Source organism: Hoeflea sp. EC-HK425 (assembly GCF_902498795.1).
Classification (GTDB): Bacteria; Pseudomonadota; Alphaproteobacteria; order Rhizobiales; family Rhizobiaceae; genus Hoeflea; species Hoeflea alexandrii.
The window spans coordinates 3,528,257-3,544,410 of the sequence record NZ_LR701572.1 but is presented as its reverse complement, the minus strand read 5'-3'; the positions used below and the strand labels follow the sequence as shown (position 1 = coordinate 3,544,410).

General features: G+C 60.0%; 15 protein-coding genes. 1 reads left to right on the top strand and 14 read right to left on the bottom strand.

Going from position 1 to position 16,154, the window contains the following annotated elements:
• Together SPHINGO391_RS19720 and SPHINGO391_RS19715 are read right to left on the bottom strand one after the other, a co-directional pair.
• Positions 1-1,023: a betaine/proline/choline family ABC transporter ATP-binding protein gene (locus SPHINGO391_RS19720; RefSeq protein WP_152010440.1), complete on the bottom strand. Its 1,023-nt coding sequence runs from the start codon at positions 1,021-1,023 to the stop codon at positions 1-3.
• Between the two features lie 150 nt (positions 1,024-1,173).
• Entirely contained in the window at positions 1,174-2,076 is a 903-nt protein-coding gene (locus tag SPHINGO391_RS19715) for an ABC transporter substrate-binding protein (protein ID WP_152011644.1), read from the bottom strand.
• Between the two features lie 324 nt (positions 2,077-2,400).
• On the opposite strand from SPHINGO391_RS19715, the gene SPHINGO391_RS19710 reads away from it, so the two are divergent.
• Positions 2,401-3,195, top strand: a complete 795-nt coding sequence (locus tag SPHINGO391_RS19710; RefSeq protein ID WP_152010439.1) for a DeoR/GlpR family DNA-binding transcription regulator — start codon at positions 2,401-2,403, stop codon at positions 3,193-3,195.
• Between the two features lie 39 nt (positions 3,196-3,234).
• On the opposite strand, the gene SPHINGO391_RS19705 is transcribed toward SPHINGO391_RS19710, so the two are convergent.
• The 12 genes from SPHINGO391_RS19705 to SPHINGO391_RS19655 form a co-directional block, all read right to left on the bottom strand.
• The gene (locus tag SPHINGO391_RS19705; RefSeq protein ID WP_152010438.1) at positions 3,235-4,467 is read right to left on the bottom strand and encodes a M24 family metallopeptidase; all 1,233 of its coding nucleotides are present in this window, start codon (positions 4,465-4,467) and stop codon (positions 3,235-3,237) included.
• 169 nt (positions 4,468-4,636) lie between these two features.
• Positions 4,637-5,476, bottom strand: coding sequence for an ABC transporter permease (locus SPHINGO391_RS19700; RefSeq protein ID WP_244615455.1), 840 nt, complete (start codon positions 5,474-5,476; stop codon positions 4,637-4,639).
• A gap of 344 nt (positions 5,477-5,820) precedes the next feature.
• Positions 5,821-6,366, bottom strand: coding sequence for an ABC transporter permease (locus SPHINGO391_RS19695; protein ID WP_343200333.1), 546 nt, complete (start codon positions 6,364-6,366; stop codon positions 5,821-5,823).
• A 5-nt stretch (positions 6,367-6,371) separates the two neighbouring features.
• Positions 6,372-7,391 carry a hypothetical protein gene (locus SPHINGO391_RS25365; RefSeq protein WP_343200332.1) on the bottom strand — a complete coding sequence of 340 codons (1,020 nt, stop codon included), beginning with the start codon at positions 7,389-7,391 and terminating at the stop codon, positions 6,372-6,374.
• Between the two features lie 92 nt (positions 7,392-7,483).
• A complete protein-coding gene (locus tag SPHINGO391_RS19690) occupies positions 7,484-8,593 on the bottom strand; it encodes an extracellular solute-binding protein (protein ID WP_152010436.1) in 1,110 nt (369 codons plus the stop codon).
• Between the two features lie 78 nt (positions 8,594-8,671).
• Positions 8,672-9,772, bottom strand: a complete 1,101-nt coding sequence (locus tag SPHINGO391_RS19685; protein ID WP_152010435.1) for an ABC transporter ATP-binding protein — start codon at positions 9,770-9,772, stop codon at positions 8,672-8,674.
• A 398-nt stretch (positions 9,773-10,170) separates the two neighbouring features.
• Positions 10,171-10,827: a DUF1194 domain-containing protein gene (locus SPHINGO391_RS19680; RefSeq protein WP_280177932.1), complete on the bottom strand. Its 657-nt coding sequence runs from the start codon at positions 10,825-10,827 to the stop codon at positions 10,171-10,173.
• Positions 10,828-11,006: 179 nt separating this feature from the next.
• Positions 11,007-12,173, bottom strand: coding sequence for a carboxylate-amine ligase (locus SPHINGO391_RS19675; protein WP_152010433.1), 1,167 nt, complete (start codon positions 12,171-12,173; stop codon positions 11,007-11,009).
• 87 nt (positions 12,174-12,260) lie between these two features.
• Complete coding sequence (locus SPHINGO391_RS19670) at positions 12,261-13,223, bottom strand: D-glycerate dehydrogenase (protein WP_152010432.1); 963 nt, start codon at positions 13,221-13,223, stop codon at positions 12,261-12,263.
• Positions 13,220-13,420 (bottom strand): hypothetical protein, encoded by a 201-nt coding sequence (locus SPHINGO391_RS19665; protein ID WP_152010431.1) that lies wholly within the window; start codon positions 13,418-13,420, stop codon positions 13,220-13,222. The genes SPHINGO391_RS19670 and SPHINGO391_RS19665 overlap by 4 nt, the downstream gene beginning before the upstream one ends.
• Before the next feature lie 21 nt (positions 13,421-13,441).
• Positions 13,442-14,776, bottom strand: a complete 1,335-nt coding sequence (locus SPHINGO391_RS19660) for an amidase (RefSeq protein ID WP_244615454.1) — start codon at positions 14,774-14,776, stop codon at positions 13,442-13,444.
• A 2-nt stretch (positions 14,777-14,778) separates the two neighbouring features.
• On the bottom strand, positions 14,779-16,146 hold the full coding sequence (locus SPHINGO391_RS19655; RefSeq protein ID WP_152010429.1) for a TRAP transporter large permease subunit: 1,368 nt from the start codon (positions 16,144-16,146) through the stop codon (positions 14,779-14,781).
• Between the last annotated feature and the right edge of the window lie 8 nt (positions 16,147-16,154).

Sequence of the window (16,154 nt, the reverse complement as noted above, 5' to 3'; positions counted from 1 at the left end):
TCAGCCCTGCAACATCAGCGAGACAACCGCGTCGCGGTCGAGCCGGCCAACGAGTTTGCCGGTGTCATCGGTCACGCCGAGATGGCTGACGCCATCGAGAAACAGCGGGGCAGCATCGGCGATGTTGGACCGGTCGGACACTGTCGGGCCTTCCGCGTCGCCGGGCTTTGCCGCGACCATCAGGCTGCGGGCGCGGATGACCTTGGCGCGGGCCACGCTCCGGGTGAATTCGGCGACATAGGATGTGGCGGGAGTGAGAACGATATCCTCGGGTGTACCAGCCTGGACGATTTCGCCGTCCTTCATGATGGCGATCCTGTCGGCCAGCCGAATGGCTTCGTCGAAATCATGAGTGATGAAGACGATGGTCTTGTGCAGCACGGTCTGCAGCCGCATGAACTCGTCCTGCATCTCGCGGCGGATCAGCGGATCGAGCGCCGAGAAGGGCTCGTCGAGAAACCAGATCTCGGGTTCGACGGCGAGCGAGCGGGCGATGCCGACGCGCTGTTGCTGGCCGCCGGAGAGCTGCCGCGGAAAGGCGCTTTCCTTTCCGGCGAGGCCGACGAGCTCGATCATCTCGCGGGCACGGGCCTCGCGTGCGGCGCGGCTCATTCCCTGGATATCGAGCGGAAAGGCCACATTGTCGAGCACGGTCAGATGCGGCAGAAGCGCGAAGTGCTGGAACACCATGCCCATCTGGTGGCGACGGATTTCGATCATCCGGGCCTGCGAGACCTTCAAGAGGTTCTCGCCCTTGAACAGCACATCGCCGCCGGTGGGCTCGATCAGCCTGGACATCAGCCTGACGAGCGTGGATTTGCCGGATCCCGAAAGACCCATGATGACGAAGATCTCACCCTCGCGGACGTCAAGATCAACCCGGCGAACCGCCCCGACAAGGCCGGCTCTGGTGATTGCATCCGTTTCGGGTTGGCCGTCATGGGCTGTGAGAAAGCCGCTAGCGTCGGCGCCGAACAGTTTCCAGACATTGCGGCAGACAAGCTTGGCTTCGGGAGTGGTCATGGATTACCCGGTGGGGAACACTGTTGTCTTGGCGCCGGATCCGGCCCGGGACAGAGCCGGGAGGATGCGTTGCGGGGTGACCGGCAGCCGGTCCCAAAGATCCGGCTGCCAATGCGATGCGGGTTCGGAAACAGCCCGCTTAGAGAAGGATCACTTCTTGATCCACTCCGACCAGCGGGCTTCATTGGCGGTCATCCATTCACCAACGACCGCAGAGACGGTCTTTCCGTCGAGATCGACCTCGGTGATCATCTTGCCCATTTCGTCATTGTCGATGGTGAAAGCCTTGATCGCGTCATAGGCGCCCGGCCACTTGTCCTTCACGCCGGCCCAGCCAACCTTCCAGATTTCGCCGAACGGTTTGCCGCAGTCATAGGCGGCATCCGGGTTGATGCCCGCTGAAGCATCATTGTAGCACTCGGAGGAGTATTCCGGGAACTCGATCCATGCGCCATCATATTTTGCGGGCGCCCAGTGCGGAGCGTAGATCCACAACATGATCGGCGCCTTGCGCTGATAGGCGCTTTCAAGTTCCGCAAACAGGGCCGCATCGGTGCCGGCGTGAATGACTTCGAAGGGCAGGTCGAGAGCCTCGACACGTTCGTCGTCAAAGCCGCCCCAGGTCACCGGTCCGCCAAGATAGCGGCCCTTGGGTGCAGTTTCCGCGGTCGAGAAGGCCTCGGCGCAGGCTTCGTCCTTGAGCGCTTCCCAGTTCGGAAGACCGGGACATTTCTCGACCATGTAGGACGGGTACCACCACTCTTCCTTTGCCTTCATCCCGGTCGGGCCGAAGTTCTCGACCTTGCCGGTCGCCGTGGCGGCGTCCATGGCTTCGCGGCCGGTGGTTTCCCACATTTCCATGGCGACATGGAGGTCGCCTGATTCCAGCCCGGCAAACTGGGCGAGATAATCGGCCTGGACGTATTCGATGGAATAGCCGGCCTTCTTGAGCACTTCGCCCATGATTTCGGTGGTGATCAGCTGGCCGGTCCAGTCATGGAGCGTCAGCTTGATCGGGTCTGTGGATTCCTGTGCCATTGCCGACGCGGACATGCCAAAGCACGAAGCGCCCGAGATTACGAGCGCTGCGGTGATTTGCCTGAATGTGCGGACGGAAAAGAGATTGGCTGAATGCATGTCGAGCCTCCTGTTCACCCTGTTTTATCCCGCATTCAGGTACATTCCCCGCAGAGCCGAAAAAGGTCAGACGGCAGCGCACCCGTGCGCGACTTGTTAACCTCTTGATCCCACACCACACCCCCTACCTTGTCAATCAATTCTGTGGCTATTTTTTGCTTTGATGACCGGATTGTTTGGTTTTGATTGATAAGGAGGCGGGTCTCGCCTAAAAACAGAGCAGATCAGGAAGGCCTTCATATGCTGTCCAAACGTCACACAGAGATCATGCGGATACTGGCTGATGAGGGCACGGTCACGATTTCCGGGCTCGCAAGCAGGCTGGGTGTTTCACTCGAGACCGTACGCCGTGACGTGCGTCCACTGACCGACAACGGATCGGTGCTCAAGATCCACGGTGCGGTCGGACTGGCGGGGCAGGTCGGCGAAGCGCCGTTTCAGCGCCGGATGCGTGAGAATGCCGACGCCAAGCGACTCATTGCGCGGGCCATGGCGCAGATGATCCATGACGGCGATTCAGTCATGCTCGATACAGGGACCACGACCAGCTTCGTGGCGCGGGAACTGCTCGGTCACCGCAGGCTCACCGTCGTCACCAATTCGTCCGATATTGCCAGGACGCTGGCGACGGTGAACGGCAACAAGGTCTACATGGCCGGAGGCGAGCTCAGGAGCGATTCCGGTGCGGCGTTCGGGGTCTCGGCGATCGAGTTCATCGCCAAGTTTTCGGTCACCCACGCGATCATCTCCGCCGGTGCGATCGACGCTGGATCGGGAGTGATGGACTTCGATCTCGAGGAGGCCGAGTTTGCGCGGATGATGCTGTCGCGCGGCGCTCACAGCTACGTGGTGACCGATCACACCAAGTTCGGCCGCCGTGGCCTGGTGCAGGTGGCGGGATTTGAGGCTATCGGCAATCTGGTGACTGACGAGCCGGTGTCCGACGAGATCGCAGCCACGCTGGAAGGCGGGGGAACGCGGCTGATCATCGGGGATCGCGCCGCGGTACCAGTAAGTGAGGCGCCGGGCGAATGAGACCTTCTTTCGTTGGCTCCACCCGCCCGTGCGGACCCGTCAGCGACGGATGATCATCTCTTCCGGGCCATAGGGGAAATTGGTGATGTTTTCCGCCCCGGTTTCGGTGATGATGAAAATGTCATGCTCGCGATAGCCGCCGGCACCCGGCATGCCTTCCGGGATCATGATCATCGGCTCCATGGAGACAACCATGCCGGGCTCAAGCACCGTGTCGACGTCCTCGCGCAGTTCCACGCCAGCTTCACGGCCGTAGTAGTGCGAAAGCACTCCAAAAGAGTGGCCATAGCCGAAGGACCTGTATTTCAACAAATCCCAGCCGCGGTACATGTCATTGAGTGCCAGGGCGATGTCCGAGCACTTCTTGCCCGGTGCCATCATGTCCGAGCCCGCTTTCATAACCGCGCAGTTCTTTTGCCACAGATCGAGATGGGCATCGGATGCCTCTTCGCAGAACAGGGTTCGTTCAATGGCGGTGTAGTAGCCGAAGATCATCGGAAAGCAGTTGAGCGACAGGATGTCGCCGCGGGCGATCTTCTTGTTGGTGACGGGGTTGTGTGCGCCGTCTGTCATGATGCCTGACTGGAACCAGGTCCAGGTGTCCATCAGTTCGACAAAGGGAAAGCTCGTTCCGATCTCGCGGACCATGGCCTGAGTGGAGGCGAGCGCCACTTCGTATTCCGGCACACCTTCAGCCACCGCCTCCATCACCGCGCGGGCGCCGACGTTGCACACACGCGTGCCTTCGCGGATGAGCGCGTGTTCCTCGGCCGATTTCATCGTGCGCATCCACATCGAGGCTTCGGCCACATCGACGAATTCCACACCCGGAAACGCATCGCCGAGCAGCTTGCGGAAATCGAGCGAGACGTGGTCGAACTCGATGCCGACACGGCGCGCGCCGGAGGGGATCAGAGATTTCAGCGCCGTGAAGAAGTTGTCCCGGCGCCAGTCGGAATAGATGATGTTGTCGCCATGGCTGCGCCGCCAGGGCTGGCCGCCGTCAATTCCCGCCGAGACGGTGGTGGCATTGTCCTGGGTCAAGACGAAGCCGAACTTGCGGCCGAAATAGCAGTAGAGAAAACCCGAGTAGTAGCAGATGCCCTGGTAGGAGGTGAAAACCGCGGCATCGATGTTCTTGGTCGCGAGATGGGCGCGCATCGCGTTCTGACGCCGGTCCATTTCGGCAGCAGAGAATGGCGACCATTCCTTGTCTCCGTTCTTCCATTGGAAGACGTGCAGCATATCGTCAGTGCTGTTTGGCTTTGTCATGTCGGGGATCGCTTCAATTGGGCCTGATGGCCCGCGACCCTATTGCCGCGGACGTTGGCCTGGCCGGGAAGTGAAACCGGCTTTTGTATTATAGGCCATCTGTCCTGTCATGCAGCTACAGAATTTGACATGGTCTGGTACCAGAGCGACACCGGAGCCCGGGCTTTTGTCAGCCCGGTGACAGGCCACGCAGGCGTTCGGACCGGCGGCGCAGCAATTCCACGACAGTCAGCAACATGATCGAAATCACCACAAGGATGGTGGCCACCGCGAGGATGGTCGGGCTGATCTGCTCCCGAAGGCCGGTGAACATCTGCCAGGGAAGCGTCTTCTGTCCGGCCGAACCCACGAAGAGAACGACAACCACTTCGTCAAACGAGGTGATGAAGGCAAACAGGCCTCCCGAGATCACGCCCGGCAGGATCAAGGGCATCTGTACCCGGAAAAACGTGGTGACCGGATCGGCGCCCATGTTGGCGGCAGCCCGGGTGAGGGACTTGTCGAAACCCACCAGTGTAGCGGTCACGGTGATGATGACAAAAGGAATGCCAAGTGCCGCATGGGCGAGGACAACCCCGACATAGGTGCCCTGCAGGCCGATGCGCGAGTAGAAGAAATACATGCCGGCCGCGGAAATGATCAGCGGCACGATCATCGGTGAAATCAGGATCGCCATGATCGCCCGCCGGAACGGCACATGCGGCTGCGACAGGCCGATTGCAGCCAGTGTGCCCAGCGAAACCGAGATAAGTGTCGCCGCCGGAGCAATCTGCACCGAGTTTTTCAGAGCCTGCTGCCAGTCCGGGTTGGTGAAGAAGTCGCGGTAATGCTTGAGCGAGTAACCCTCGGGGTCAAACGACAGCATTGCCGGGGTGAAGGTGAAGAAGTTCTCGGCGTTGAAACTCAGCGGGATGATCGTGAGAATTGGCGCGATGAGAAAAAAGAAGATCGCGCCGCAGATGAACTTGAAGGTGTTGTGCCAAAGCACCTGGCCTGGCGTGGCATAAATCGGCGTGCCGGCGCGGTAGCTGCCGGTGAACAGCCAATAAGACAGCCACGACAGGACGAAGCCGACGATCACGCCGCCGACGATACCGGCTGGGCCGGCGATCATCAGGCCTGCAAGCGCAAACAGTGCGGTGGCTGCGAGGATGCCGGTGCGCGTCGAAGGAACAAAGCTTGCGAGCACCCATGCAAGAGCGACGCCGCAGATCACGCCGAGGATGGCGCCCAGCAGCGACACTCCGTTGGCTGTACCGACAAGGAAACCCATCGCGGCGCCAGCGAGTGCCATAAGTGGCAGGACAAAGCGGACAAGATCGACTGCAGGCTTGGTGTATTTGCTCATTGTTCTTATCCCAGGCTCACATTGTCGATGCCCACAATCCGGTCATAGACCCAGTAGAGCAGCAGCACGACCGCCAGCAGGATCGTCCCCAGCGCGGCCGCGAGGCCCCAATTGAGCGAGGACGAGATATGGTAGGCGATCCGGTTGGAAATGAAGGTGCCCGTCGTGCCACCCACCAGTTCTGGGGTGATGTAATAGCCGATGGACAGGATGAAGACGAGGATCGATCCGGCGCCGATGCCGGGCACTGATTGCGGGAAATACACCCGCCAGAACGCGGTCCAGTTGGTGGCGCCCAGCGATTTTGCCGCCCGCACATAACTCGGCGGGATGGTTTTCATCACCGAATAGAGCGGCAGGATCATAAAGGGCAGCAGGATATGCGTCATGGCGACGATGGTGCCGAACTGGTTGTTGATCATCACCAGCCGGTCCCCGTCGCCGACGAGTCCGAGCCAGACCAGGATATCGTTGATGACACCCTGTTGCTGCAGCAGCACCTTCCAGGCGGAAGTCCGCACCAGCAATGATGTCCAGAAGGGCAGCAGCACCAGGATCAGCAGCAGGTTGGAGGTCCTGAGCGGCAGGTTGGAAAGCAGATAGGCGATCGGATAGCCGAGCCCATGATGACCATGCTCATGAACATCGTGCGGCCGAACAGCAACATGTAGATCTGCTGGTTTTCGGGTTGAGCCTCGACGCCCGCCGGCGTCAGTTGGAGATCGACAGAGGAAAGGAAATAGCCTGCGGTGTAGGGCGAAGAGAAGGCCTTGATGGTACCCCAGATCTGCGCATCGGCCCAGTCCTCGTCGATGTCGAGAAACTGTTCGCGCAGCGAGATGGCCTCGAATCCGTCTACCGCGCTGTCGGCTGTCTGCAGCATCTCTGCCCCGGAGCCCGAATAAGCGGCGACGGCGGAAGCGGGCTGCGCGACCAGATCACGATAGAGCATCGTGTAGATGAAATCTTCCGGCTGTTCTTCCGCCAGCACGTCGTTCTTGTTGGCCACGATCCGCTGCCAGGACTGCCAGGCGGAGGCGGTTTCGGGCAAAATTTCGGCCACCCCGGGCGACTGCATCATTGCCACCCAAACCGCCGGATCTTCCCATTTCGGGTCGAGAGCCTCGAACTGCTTGGTGTACTCGTCAGTGTCCATCCGGCCGATGCCGCGACCGGTCTTGCGCAACAGGGACGACATGCCGGTGGTTTCGTAATTGAGCCGGGACCCAAGGCGTGTATGGGTCTTGAATTCTTCCGCCTCCGACAAGTCCACGTAGAGCGCAGCGTAAACGTCGTCGCTCGGTGCAGCGGCATTGCCGTCTTCGTAATCCCACTGCTCCAGTGCGATCACGGTACGTGGAATGGTCTCGGAGACGATCTCGTTTTCGACCGAGCGGAACAACATGTCCGCGATCGGTGCGATGAAGCTTATCAGAACGAACAGCAGCAGAGGGGCGACCAGCGCCAGGGCCCGCAGTTTCTGGCGGCGAAGCGCGATCTGCAGGCTTTTCTTCAACGGAGTGCCGTCAGCAGAAAGCATGGGGCCAGTTGAAGGGCTGTTCGTGGCATCGGTCATGGGCCGGCTCCGTCCTGCTATCGCGTCAAATCATGCTGCAAACTTGGTGTGGAAGGGGCCGGCTGGCGGCCCCTTCCGATCTTTCTCGTCGATTACTGTGCGAGCCAGGCCTGGAACTTGGCGTCCAGGTCGTCGCGGTAATCAGCCCACCATGTGTAGTTGTACAGGAAGGTGTTCTTCGAGTTTTCCGGATCCGTCGGCATGTGCGGAGCCATATCGATGCCGAGGTCGGCATGCTGACCTACCAGCGGTGCAGACGACTTACGCGCCGGACCGTAGGAGATGTACTTGGCCTGGTCGGCCAGACGCTGTGTGTCGGTGGCGAACTTGACGAAGTCCTTGACACGAGCGAGGCGATCTTCGGGAAGACCGGCCGGGATGATCCAACCGTCAAGGTCGAACACCTGGGCGTCCCAGAGCATGGCGACAGGCTGATCCTGCTCTTCGATCAAGCTGAAAAGACGGCCATTGTAGGTCGAACCCATAACGACTTCGCCGTCAGCGAGAAGCTGTGGCGTATCCGCGCCGGCAGACCACCAGACGACCTGGTCCTTGATGGTGTCGAGCTTGGCCAGCGCCTGTGCCTGGCCTTCTTCCGTTTCAAGCACGTCATAGACGTCCGCCTTGGCGACACCGTCGCAAAGAAGGGCCCATTCCATGTTGTTGATCGGACGCTTTTCGAGCGCGCGCTTGCCCGGGTATGCTTCGAGGTCAAACACGTCGCAGATGTCGGTCGGCGGGGTGTCGCCAACCATGTCGGTGCGGTAGCCGAATGTCGTGGAGTAGACGATCTGCGGGATGAAGCAGTCGCTGACGATCAGGTCGCCGAAATCGTCGGATGCCGATGAACCATCATCGCCCGCGGCCAGCAGCTCATCGGGATCATATTCCATTGCCAGGCCTTCGTCGCAAAGGCGGATGGCGTCCGCAGCAACCACATCGACCAGATCCCAGGTGATGTTGCCTGCCTCGTTCATGGCGCGGAGCTTGGCCACAGCTTCGTTGGAGCTTTCGTCCCAGATCACTTCGACATCAGGATGCATAGCCTTGTAGGGCTCGGCATAGGCATTGATCTGGCTTTTCTGGTAAGCGCCGCCCCAGCTGACAATGGTCATTGAGTCCGCCATGTCGGCGGCATGGGCATGGGCGCCGGTCATCGCAAGTGCGGCTCCGCACATCAGTGTTGCGAGTTTGGATTTCATATCTGTTCTCCTTGTTAGGATACCCGTTTATGGTTCCCCCCATGGATCGGGCCGTCGCTTGGGGGTGTGGTCTAAGGCTTAGGCGTCGAGCGCCCGGCAGTCCTGAGGACGCCAGCCGATCTCGATCATTTCGCCGGGTTTGAGCCGGCGTTGGTCGGGTGCATTACGGGTCTTGACGATGAAATCGTCCTTGCCCGCTACCCGCAGCCGGGTACGGTAGATGTCACCCATGTAGATGAACTCCAGCACTTCGGCCTTCAGCGTGTGCGCGTCCGGTAACAGACGTTCACGGTTGAATTCGACCCGTTCGGGGCGAATTGAAACGAGGGTCCTGTCGCCGACATTGTTGACATTGACAGGAACGGTGTCGATCAGATCGCCATTGTCGAGCCTCACAACCGCGAGGTCCTTGTCGATCTTCTCGACCTTGCCCATCAGCGTGTTGTTTTCGCCGATGAACTGGGCAACGAAGCTGTTCTTCGGTTGCTCGTACAGCTCATCCGGCGGGGCGAGCTGCTGGATCCGGCCATCCTCAAAGACAGCGACGCGGTCCGACATGGTCAGCGCCTCGGTCTGGTCGTGTGTGACGTAGACGACCGTGATGCCGAGATTGTCGGAGATGTGCTTGATCTCGAACTGCATGTGCTCGCGCAGTTGCTTGTCGAGCGCGCCGAGAGGTTCATCCATCAGAACCAGTTCGGCTTCGAACACCAGTGCACGGGCCAAGGCAATGCGCTGCTGCTGTCCGCCGGACAATTGTGCCGGCCTTCTTCCGCCGAAATCGCCCATCTGCACCATGTCGAGCGCCCGCTTGACCTTTGCCTCGCGTTCGCTCTTGCCGATCTTGCGAACTTCAAGCGGGAAAGAGAGGTTCTCGGCCACCGTCATGTGCGGGAACAGAGCATAATTCTGAAAGACCATGCCGATGCCGCGCTTGTGCGGAGGGATGTTGTTGATCTCCTTGCCGCCCAGCCTGATCGCACCGTTGGTGGCGGTTTCAAAACCCGCAAGCATCATAAGGCAGGTCGTCTTGCCGGAGCCCGAAGGCCCGAGCATGGTCAGGAATTCGCCCTTGGCGATGGAAAGGTTTAGATCCTTGACGACGAGGTTTTCGCCGTCATAGCTTTTCTGTACACCGTCGAACACGACGAACGAGTCATCCGTGTTGGTTGAGACCAAAACACGCTCCCTAACTTGCTGCGGGCTGTTGCGCCCTTCCCCTTGTCAGAAGACCCAAGCGCTTCATTGCGCCATGACCCTCCTGTCGATTACGTTGGCGTTCCGTAAAGAACGCTCTTAATGGTTACAGATCATGGCACAGCTGTCCACCCGCACCGCACAATGAATCGAAAATCACCGAAATTGCTGGCTTTTTGCGCGATTTTGGCGGCATTCCGATCAGCTCGGGTTTGATATGGCGATCACGCGAATTGCAGCGGTATCAAGCCTTGAGGCCGGATTTTCGATCGGCTGGAGCCCTGCCGAAGCGTCAGTTTACACGAGAGCGTCTGCGGCAGGATTTCCGCACAGAAGAGGTGATCATACCCGCTAAAGGTGCACTGCACCATCGAGTTAACTCAATTATTGCGTGCAAGACTGGCGCCGTAGATCTCGCGCAGGAGTTTCTGTTTCATGGCCGTTTCGTAGTCCTCGAACTCGGCGGCAACGATGACAAAAGCACCAGGCCCATAGGCGACTTCGGATTGATAGTAGGACACTGGATCCGGATCTGCGCCCTGGATGACCAGCCCGTTGACGGTGACATTGCTGAAGTCGAAGTTCCGGTAGGCGAGATCGGGTCCAAATCCTTCGTTGTTGACGCCGTCGCCGGAGACGTCGATCACGGCACGGGCGCATTGCAGTGGCGCGTTGCGCAACCGGGTTGAGGCATGACCCAGAGCATAGCCCAGCGCGGTCGGGAAATTTTCAAAGACCCGTTGATGAGCTTCTATGCGTCCTGCAAAAGCGAGAATATCCGCATCGGTTGACAGCAGTACCCATGGGGTGATCGTGGCCTGCTGGTAACGGCCGCTCCATTCCAGTGCGGTGGCCTGTATGCCTCCCGTTTCCCTGATTGCCTGCCTGACCTGCGGATCGCGCAAAGCGCCTGCGAGACCGCCGGTTTGCAAGGCGAACTCCTCGGTGTCCACGCTGGATGACACATCCAGCGCAAGCAAAAGCGAAAGCCCGCAAATCGGTTGGGCAAAGGCCTGCGGTTGAGAAGATCCCGTCAAGGCTGTCAGGCCTGAGAAGAGAATGGCTGATATGACCGGAACTCGGATAACTGAACCTTCCGTTGGTCTTGGCATCTGCGCCGATGCCTCAGATGTCTGGGCCGATCATGCCGGACGCGACGGCAAAAGCCAAATGTGACCACCAAGCTTCATCTTTTTCAGGCCTGGGCCAAGCGTGGTCAACCGGTGACGAGTTCCGCGTTGCGGTGTGCTTCGAGCCCCGTGCTGAACTCCGCGATCAGGGATCGGACCACCTCCCTGTGCGCTTCCTTGGTGCTCGCGCCTCCTGCCACCGCGGTGGCGTAGACAGAACGTTGCCGGTCTGCACTGGTGCCGTCTTCGACAATCCTCCGGACGGCCTGTACTTCAGCCCAGCAGCCCAGTTCGATTGCATCTTCGCGCACAAGTTCTATCAGCTCCTCAAGCAGATCAGCAAAGTCTTCAACAGTCCCCTTGCCGAAATCGATCAAGCCGTTGGAAACGCCGTAACGCTGCGCGCGCCAGCGATTCTCGCCGACAAGAAACCGGTCATGGATCCGCCATCTCTGGTTTCTCGTCCGCAGGCGCCAGAGCATGTGCATGATCGACTGGGTCAAGGCGACAATGGCCAGCGTATCATCAAGCCGCGGCGAGACATCGCAAATCCGCGACTCCAGTGTCGGGAAGCGGTCTGAGGGCCGCAGGTCCCACCAGATCTTGGTGCAATCCTCTATCAAGCCGGTATCGATGATTATCTGGACGGACCGGCGATATTCGGACCACGACGAAAAGCGCGGTGGCAAGCCGGTTCTGGGCAGATTGTCGAACACTGTCAGCCTGTAGGAATTCAGCCCGGTATCGTCTCCCTTCCAGAAGGGAGAGGAGGTTGAAAGGGCGAGAAGATGGGGCAGAAAATATGGAAACTGGGCCATCAGATCGATGCGGGTTTCATCGTCGTCAATACCGACATGAACATGCATCCCGCAGATCAGCATCCGCCGCGCGACGCCGCCAAGATCGCGCTCGAGTTCACGATAACGTTCCTTGTCGGTGAAATGCTGCTTGTGCCAGTCCGCGAAAGGGTGACAGGAGACTGCAAGCGGAGCCATGCCGTAATTGCCGGCAATCCTGGCGATTACCGATCGCAGATGCGCGAGGTCCCGGCCTGCCTCGGCCACGGTCTGGCAGACTTGCGTACCCACTTCGATCTGGCATTGGAGGAACTCCGGGCTGACCTGCCCTGCAAGTTCCGCCGCGCAATCGGCCATAAGGGATTCAGGGGCCGCAACAAGGTCGAGCGTCTCGCAATCGACAAGCAGGTATTCCTCTTCCACCCCGAGGGTGAAGCTGGGTTCAGGATAGCTCATGGGAGGATTTGAACCTGAAAACGATCATGGCGCAAGATGGGTCTGTGACGGTTGAGTCGACGGGCCTGAAGGACACCGCAAACTTTCCTAAAGCAGGTCTTTCGGTGTCCGGCCGTTGAAAAACGCGTCGAGATTGTCGAGCGCCCTGAAGCCCATGGCGTCACGGGTTCGCACTGTGGCGCTGCCGATATGGGGCAGCATGAAGATGTTCCTGTGCGCCGAAAAGGAGGGGTTGCCGCCGGGCTCGGTGACAAAGCAGTCGAGACCGGCCGCTGCGATGTGACCGCTCTCGATGGCCGCGAGCAGGGCGCTTTCATCGACCAGCGCCCCCCGTGCGGTGTTGACGACAACCGCGCCGGCTGGCAGCAATGCCAGGCGTTCTGCATTCATCAGGCCGGTGGTTTGGGGTGTCGCCGGGCAGTGCAGTGACAGGAAGTCGGCCTTCTCCAGCAGGCTTTCCACCGATGCATGGTAGGTGGCGCCGTGCTCCTGGTGAGGTGGCAGGCGGGTGCGGTTGTAATAGTGGATGTCCATGTCGAAGCCGCGCGCCTTGCGGGCGAAGGCCTGACCGACGCGTCCCATGCCGACAATGCCCAGACGCGCCCCCGTGACCTGCTTGCCGACCATGAAGGAGGGGCTCCAGAAATTCCAGTTGCCTGACCGGACCAGATGGTCGCCCTCGGCAGCATGGCGGGCAGCGCCCAGCATGAGCAGCATGGCGATTTCGGCTGTGGCGTCGGAAAGCACATCCGGCGTGTTGGTAACAACGATGCCACGGGCTTTCAGGGCGGGAAGATCGCAGTGATCAACGCCGACCGAATGGTTGGCGATGATCTTCAGGCGCGGATCGAGCTTCCTTGCAATTTCGGCTGTGAACCGTTCCGAGTGACAGGGAATGATGGCATCGACCTTAGCGCTCATTGCCACCAGATCGTCGTCCGAACTCAGGCCATCGTCGAAATTTATGATGGCGTCGTAGTCGCGGGCCGCACGTTCAAGGGTCGCGTCGGAGAGCCTTCGCGTGACCCAGAGCTTCGGCTTGCCAGTCATTCCTTGTTCCTGCGCACGCATTCATCCCAAAAGTCGTAGATTGCCATCCCAAGCACGACAATGATGATCATCATGAACGGAAATCCGCCCCAGAAGCCGGCGAAGCCCGTGGAGATACTGTGCGACAAGCCAACCACGAAGATGACAAGCAGCGCTGTCCCGATGAAGCCGGCAAGCAGTTTAACAGTGTAGGACATGATTTTCTCCTTTGGCGGGCTTCATGCTGTTTCCTCTGCCAGTCTGTCCTGCAACCAGCCGGCAGTCCTGAGCAGCCGGTCATCCTTCTCGGCAGGTCCGATCAGTTGCACGCCGATCGGCAAGTCGTTGTCGCCGACCAGTAACGGCAGGGTGACCGATGGCAGGCCCGCGAGCGTCCACAGTGTGCAGAAGACCGGGTCCCCGGTGCCCTGCTCGGACAGTGGAGCCTCGCCCGCAGCGCTTGGTGCGATGATGGCATCGAATTCGACGAAGAAATCCGCGAAGAACTTTTCGGCTGAAGCCTTGACGGCAAGTGCGTCCTCATACTGGGTCTTGCTGATCCGTCGGCCGCGCTCGACAACGCCTTGCAGGAGCGGACTTACCTGGCTCCAGTGGGCGTCAAAACTGTCGGCCAGATGCATGCAGATTTCGTACTCATGGATGGTGGCCTGTACCGCAACCAGCCCGGCCATGGTATCGGCCGGCTGGAGCCGCGTTATCTGTTCGCCGAGAGTTTCCATGACTGCCTCCAGGCCCTCGCGGGCGTCGCTGGCAAGGCGATCGTGAAACGGCATGTCGAAAAAGGCAAAATCGGGTTCCACGGGCGCCGTTTCCGCCGCGCCTCTGGCCATGGCTGGTCTTGGCCTTGCAAAACTTGCCGGATCGGTCTGGTCATGGCCGCCCAGGGCGTCGGCAAGCAGCGCGACATCACCGAGTGAGCGGGCAAAAACACCGACCTGGTCGAGCGAGACCGAGGTCTGCAGGATCCCGCGGCGCGAGATGATGCCCCTCGTCGGCTTGAAGCCATAGACACCGCAGAAGGATGCGGGGCGGATGACCGAGCCGTTTGTCTGGGTGCCAACCGCCAGCGGCACGTGGTGGGCTGCTACCGCTGCGGCGGATCCGCTTGAAGAGCCGCCGGGGGTGCGATCGGCATCGTGCGGATTGCGGGTGTGGCTGGGATTGAGGAAAGCCAGCTCGGTGGTCACCGTCTTTCCCATGATCACAGCGCCGGCATCGCGCAACCGTTCAACGATCCCGGCATCGGCGTCGGGCCGCCTCCCGGCAAAGATAGGTGTGCCGCGCTCGGTCGGCATGCTGGCGGTATCGACGATGTCCTTGAGGCCCACGGGTACGCCATGCAACGCCCCAATGCCGAAGCCTGCACGCTTGATCCGGTCCATCTCCGCTGCCTGCTCAAGAGCCTGCTCCGGATCAAGATGAGCCCAGGCATGGATCGCCCCGTCGGTCTGCTCGATCCGGGCAAGGCAAGCCTTGACCAGATCGACCGAACTGATCAGCCCCTGCCTGATCTGCTGGGCAGCTTCCTGTGCTGTCAGCGATGCGGGATCCATCTTCACGGGATGTACACACCGAAGAGATAGTCGGGGAACCACAGTGCGATACCGGGGAACTGGTACATGATCACCATGGTCAGGATCACGATGCCGAGATAGGGCATGATCCCGCGGAAGATCTCCATGAGTTCGATCTGCTTCTTGAGCACGCCTTTGAGATAATAGGCCGACATGGCCATGGGCGGGGTCAGGAACGAGGTCTGAAGATTGAGCGCCACCAGCATGGCGAAGAAGTAGGGGTTGACCCCGAAAACCTCAAGCAGGGGCAGGAAGATCGGCACGAAGATGATCAGGATCTCCGACCATTCCAGCGGCCATCCAAGCAGGAAGATGATGACCTGGGCGAGGATGAGGAACTGCCAGGGTTCGAGGTCCATGCCGCCGACCCAATGGGCGATGATGTCGTGCCCGCCAAGATAGGAGAAGACGGAGGCAAAGGTCCAGGAGCCAACGAACAGCCAGCACACCATGGCCGTGGCCTTGGCGGTCAGGAAGACGCTTTCCTTGAGCTTCTTCCATGACATCGACCGGTAGAGGATGGCCAGAACGATGCCGCCCAGCGCGCCCATTGCAGCGGCCTCGGCAGGTGTCGCGAGACCGCCGAGGATGGACCCCAGAACAAGCGCGATCAATACCGTCAGCGGAACGAAACTGACGAGCAGGTTCCAGTAGATCTCGCGCGGCGGCGGGACGTCATCCATCTGGGGCTTGGGCGCCAGGCTGGGGGTGATCCAGACCCGAACCATCACATAGACGATGTAGAGGCCAGCGAGCAGCAGGCCTGGAAAGACCGCAGCCGCATAAAGCCGCAGCGGCGACAGGTCGGCGATCGCCGAGTAGACGATCAGCATGATCGAAGGCGGAATGAGTATGCCAAGCGTGCCACCCGCACAAATCACGCCCGAGGCGAAGCTCTTGTTGTAGTTGGCGTTGGCCATGGCCGGGAACGCCAGAAGGCCCATCAGCGTCACCACGGCTCCGACGATCCCGGAAGCTGTCGAGAACACCGCGCAGGTGAGAAGTGCAGCAATCGCCAGGCTGCCGGGCAGGTTGCGCGCGGCCATGTAGAGGGAGAAGAACAGCTTGTCGACGATGTTGGCCCGTTCCACCACATATCCCATGAACAGAAACAGCGGGATGGCCACCAGAGTGGGATTCTCCATCACCGAATAGGTATTCTGGTTCAGGAGATAGAAGATGTTGTTGTTGAAGATGTCGGTGAAGGTCTCGATCGGGTGACCCTGATGGTAGGCGTAATAGCCAAAGCCGACACCCATGGCCAGCAGGGTGAAGGCAATTGGAAAACCCAGCAAGACCAGCACGATAAACAAGCCAAGCATAAGCAGGGCGACTTCGGGATTTGTCATCTCTTACT

Bases quoted from the DNA above. Each gene is read 5' to 3' on its own strand.
- SPHINGO391_RS19675 (WP_152010433.1), bottom strand. From the start codon at position 12,173: ATGAGCTATCCTGAACCCAGCTTCACCCTCGGGGTGGAAGAGGAATAC.
- SPHINGO391_RS19715 (WP_152011644.1), bottom strand. From the start codon at position 2,076: ATGTCCGCGTCGGCAATGGCACAGGAATCCACAGACCCGATCAAGCTG.
- SPHINGO391_RS19705 (WP_152010438.1), bottom strand. From the start codon at position 4,467: ATGACAAAGCCAAACAGCACTGACGATATGCTGCACGTCTTCCAATGG.
- SPHINGO391_RS19710 (WP_152010439.1), top strand. From the start codon at position 2,401: ATGCTGTCCAAACGTCACACAGAGATCATGCGGATACTGGCTGATGAG.
- SPHINGO391_RS19690 (WP_152010436.1), bottom strand. From the start codon at position 8,593: ATGAAATCCAAACTCGCAACACTGATGTGCGGAGCCGCACTTGCGATG.
- SPHINGO391_RS19660 (WP_244615454.1), bottom strand. From the start codon at position 14,776: ATGGATCCCGCATCGCTGACAGCACAGGAAGCTGCCCAGCAGATCAGG.
- SPHINGO391_RS19665 (WP_152010431.1), bottom strand. From the start codon at position 13,420: ATGTCCTACACTGTTAAACTGCTTGCCGGCTTCATCGGGACAGCGCTG.
- SPHINGO391_RS19670 (WP_152010432.1), bottom strand. From the start codon at position 13,223: ATGACTGGCAAGCCGAAGCTCTGGGTCACGCGAAGGCTCTCCGACGCG.
- SPHINGO391_RS19720 (WP_152010440.1), bottom strand. From the start codon at position 1,023: ATGACCACTCCCGAAGCCAAGCTTGTCTGCCGCAATGTCTGGAAACTG.
- SPHINGO391_RS25365 (WP_343200332.1), bottom strand. From the start codon at position 7,391: ATGACCGATGCCACGAACAGCCCTTCAACTGGCCCCATGCTTTCTGCT.
- SPHINGO391_RS19655 (WP_152010429.1), bottom strand. From the start codon at position 16,146: ATGACAAATCCCGAAGTCGCCCTGCTTATGCTTGGCTTGTTTATCGTG.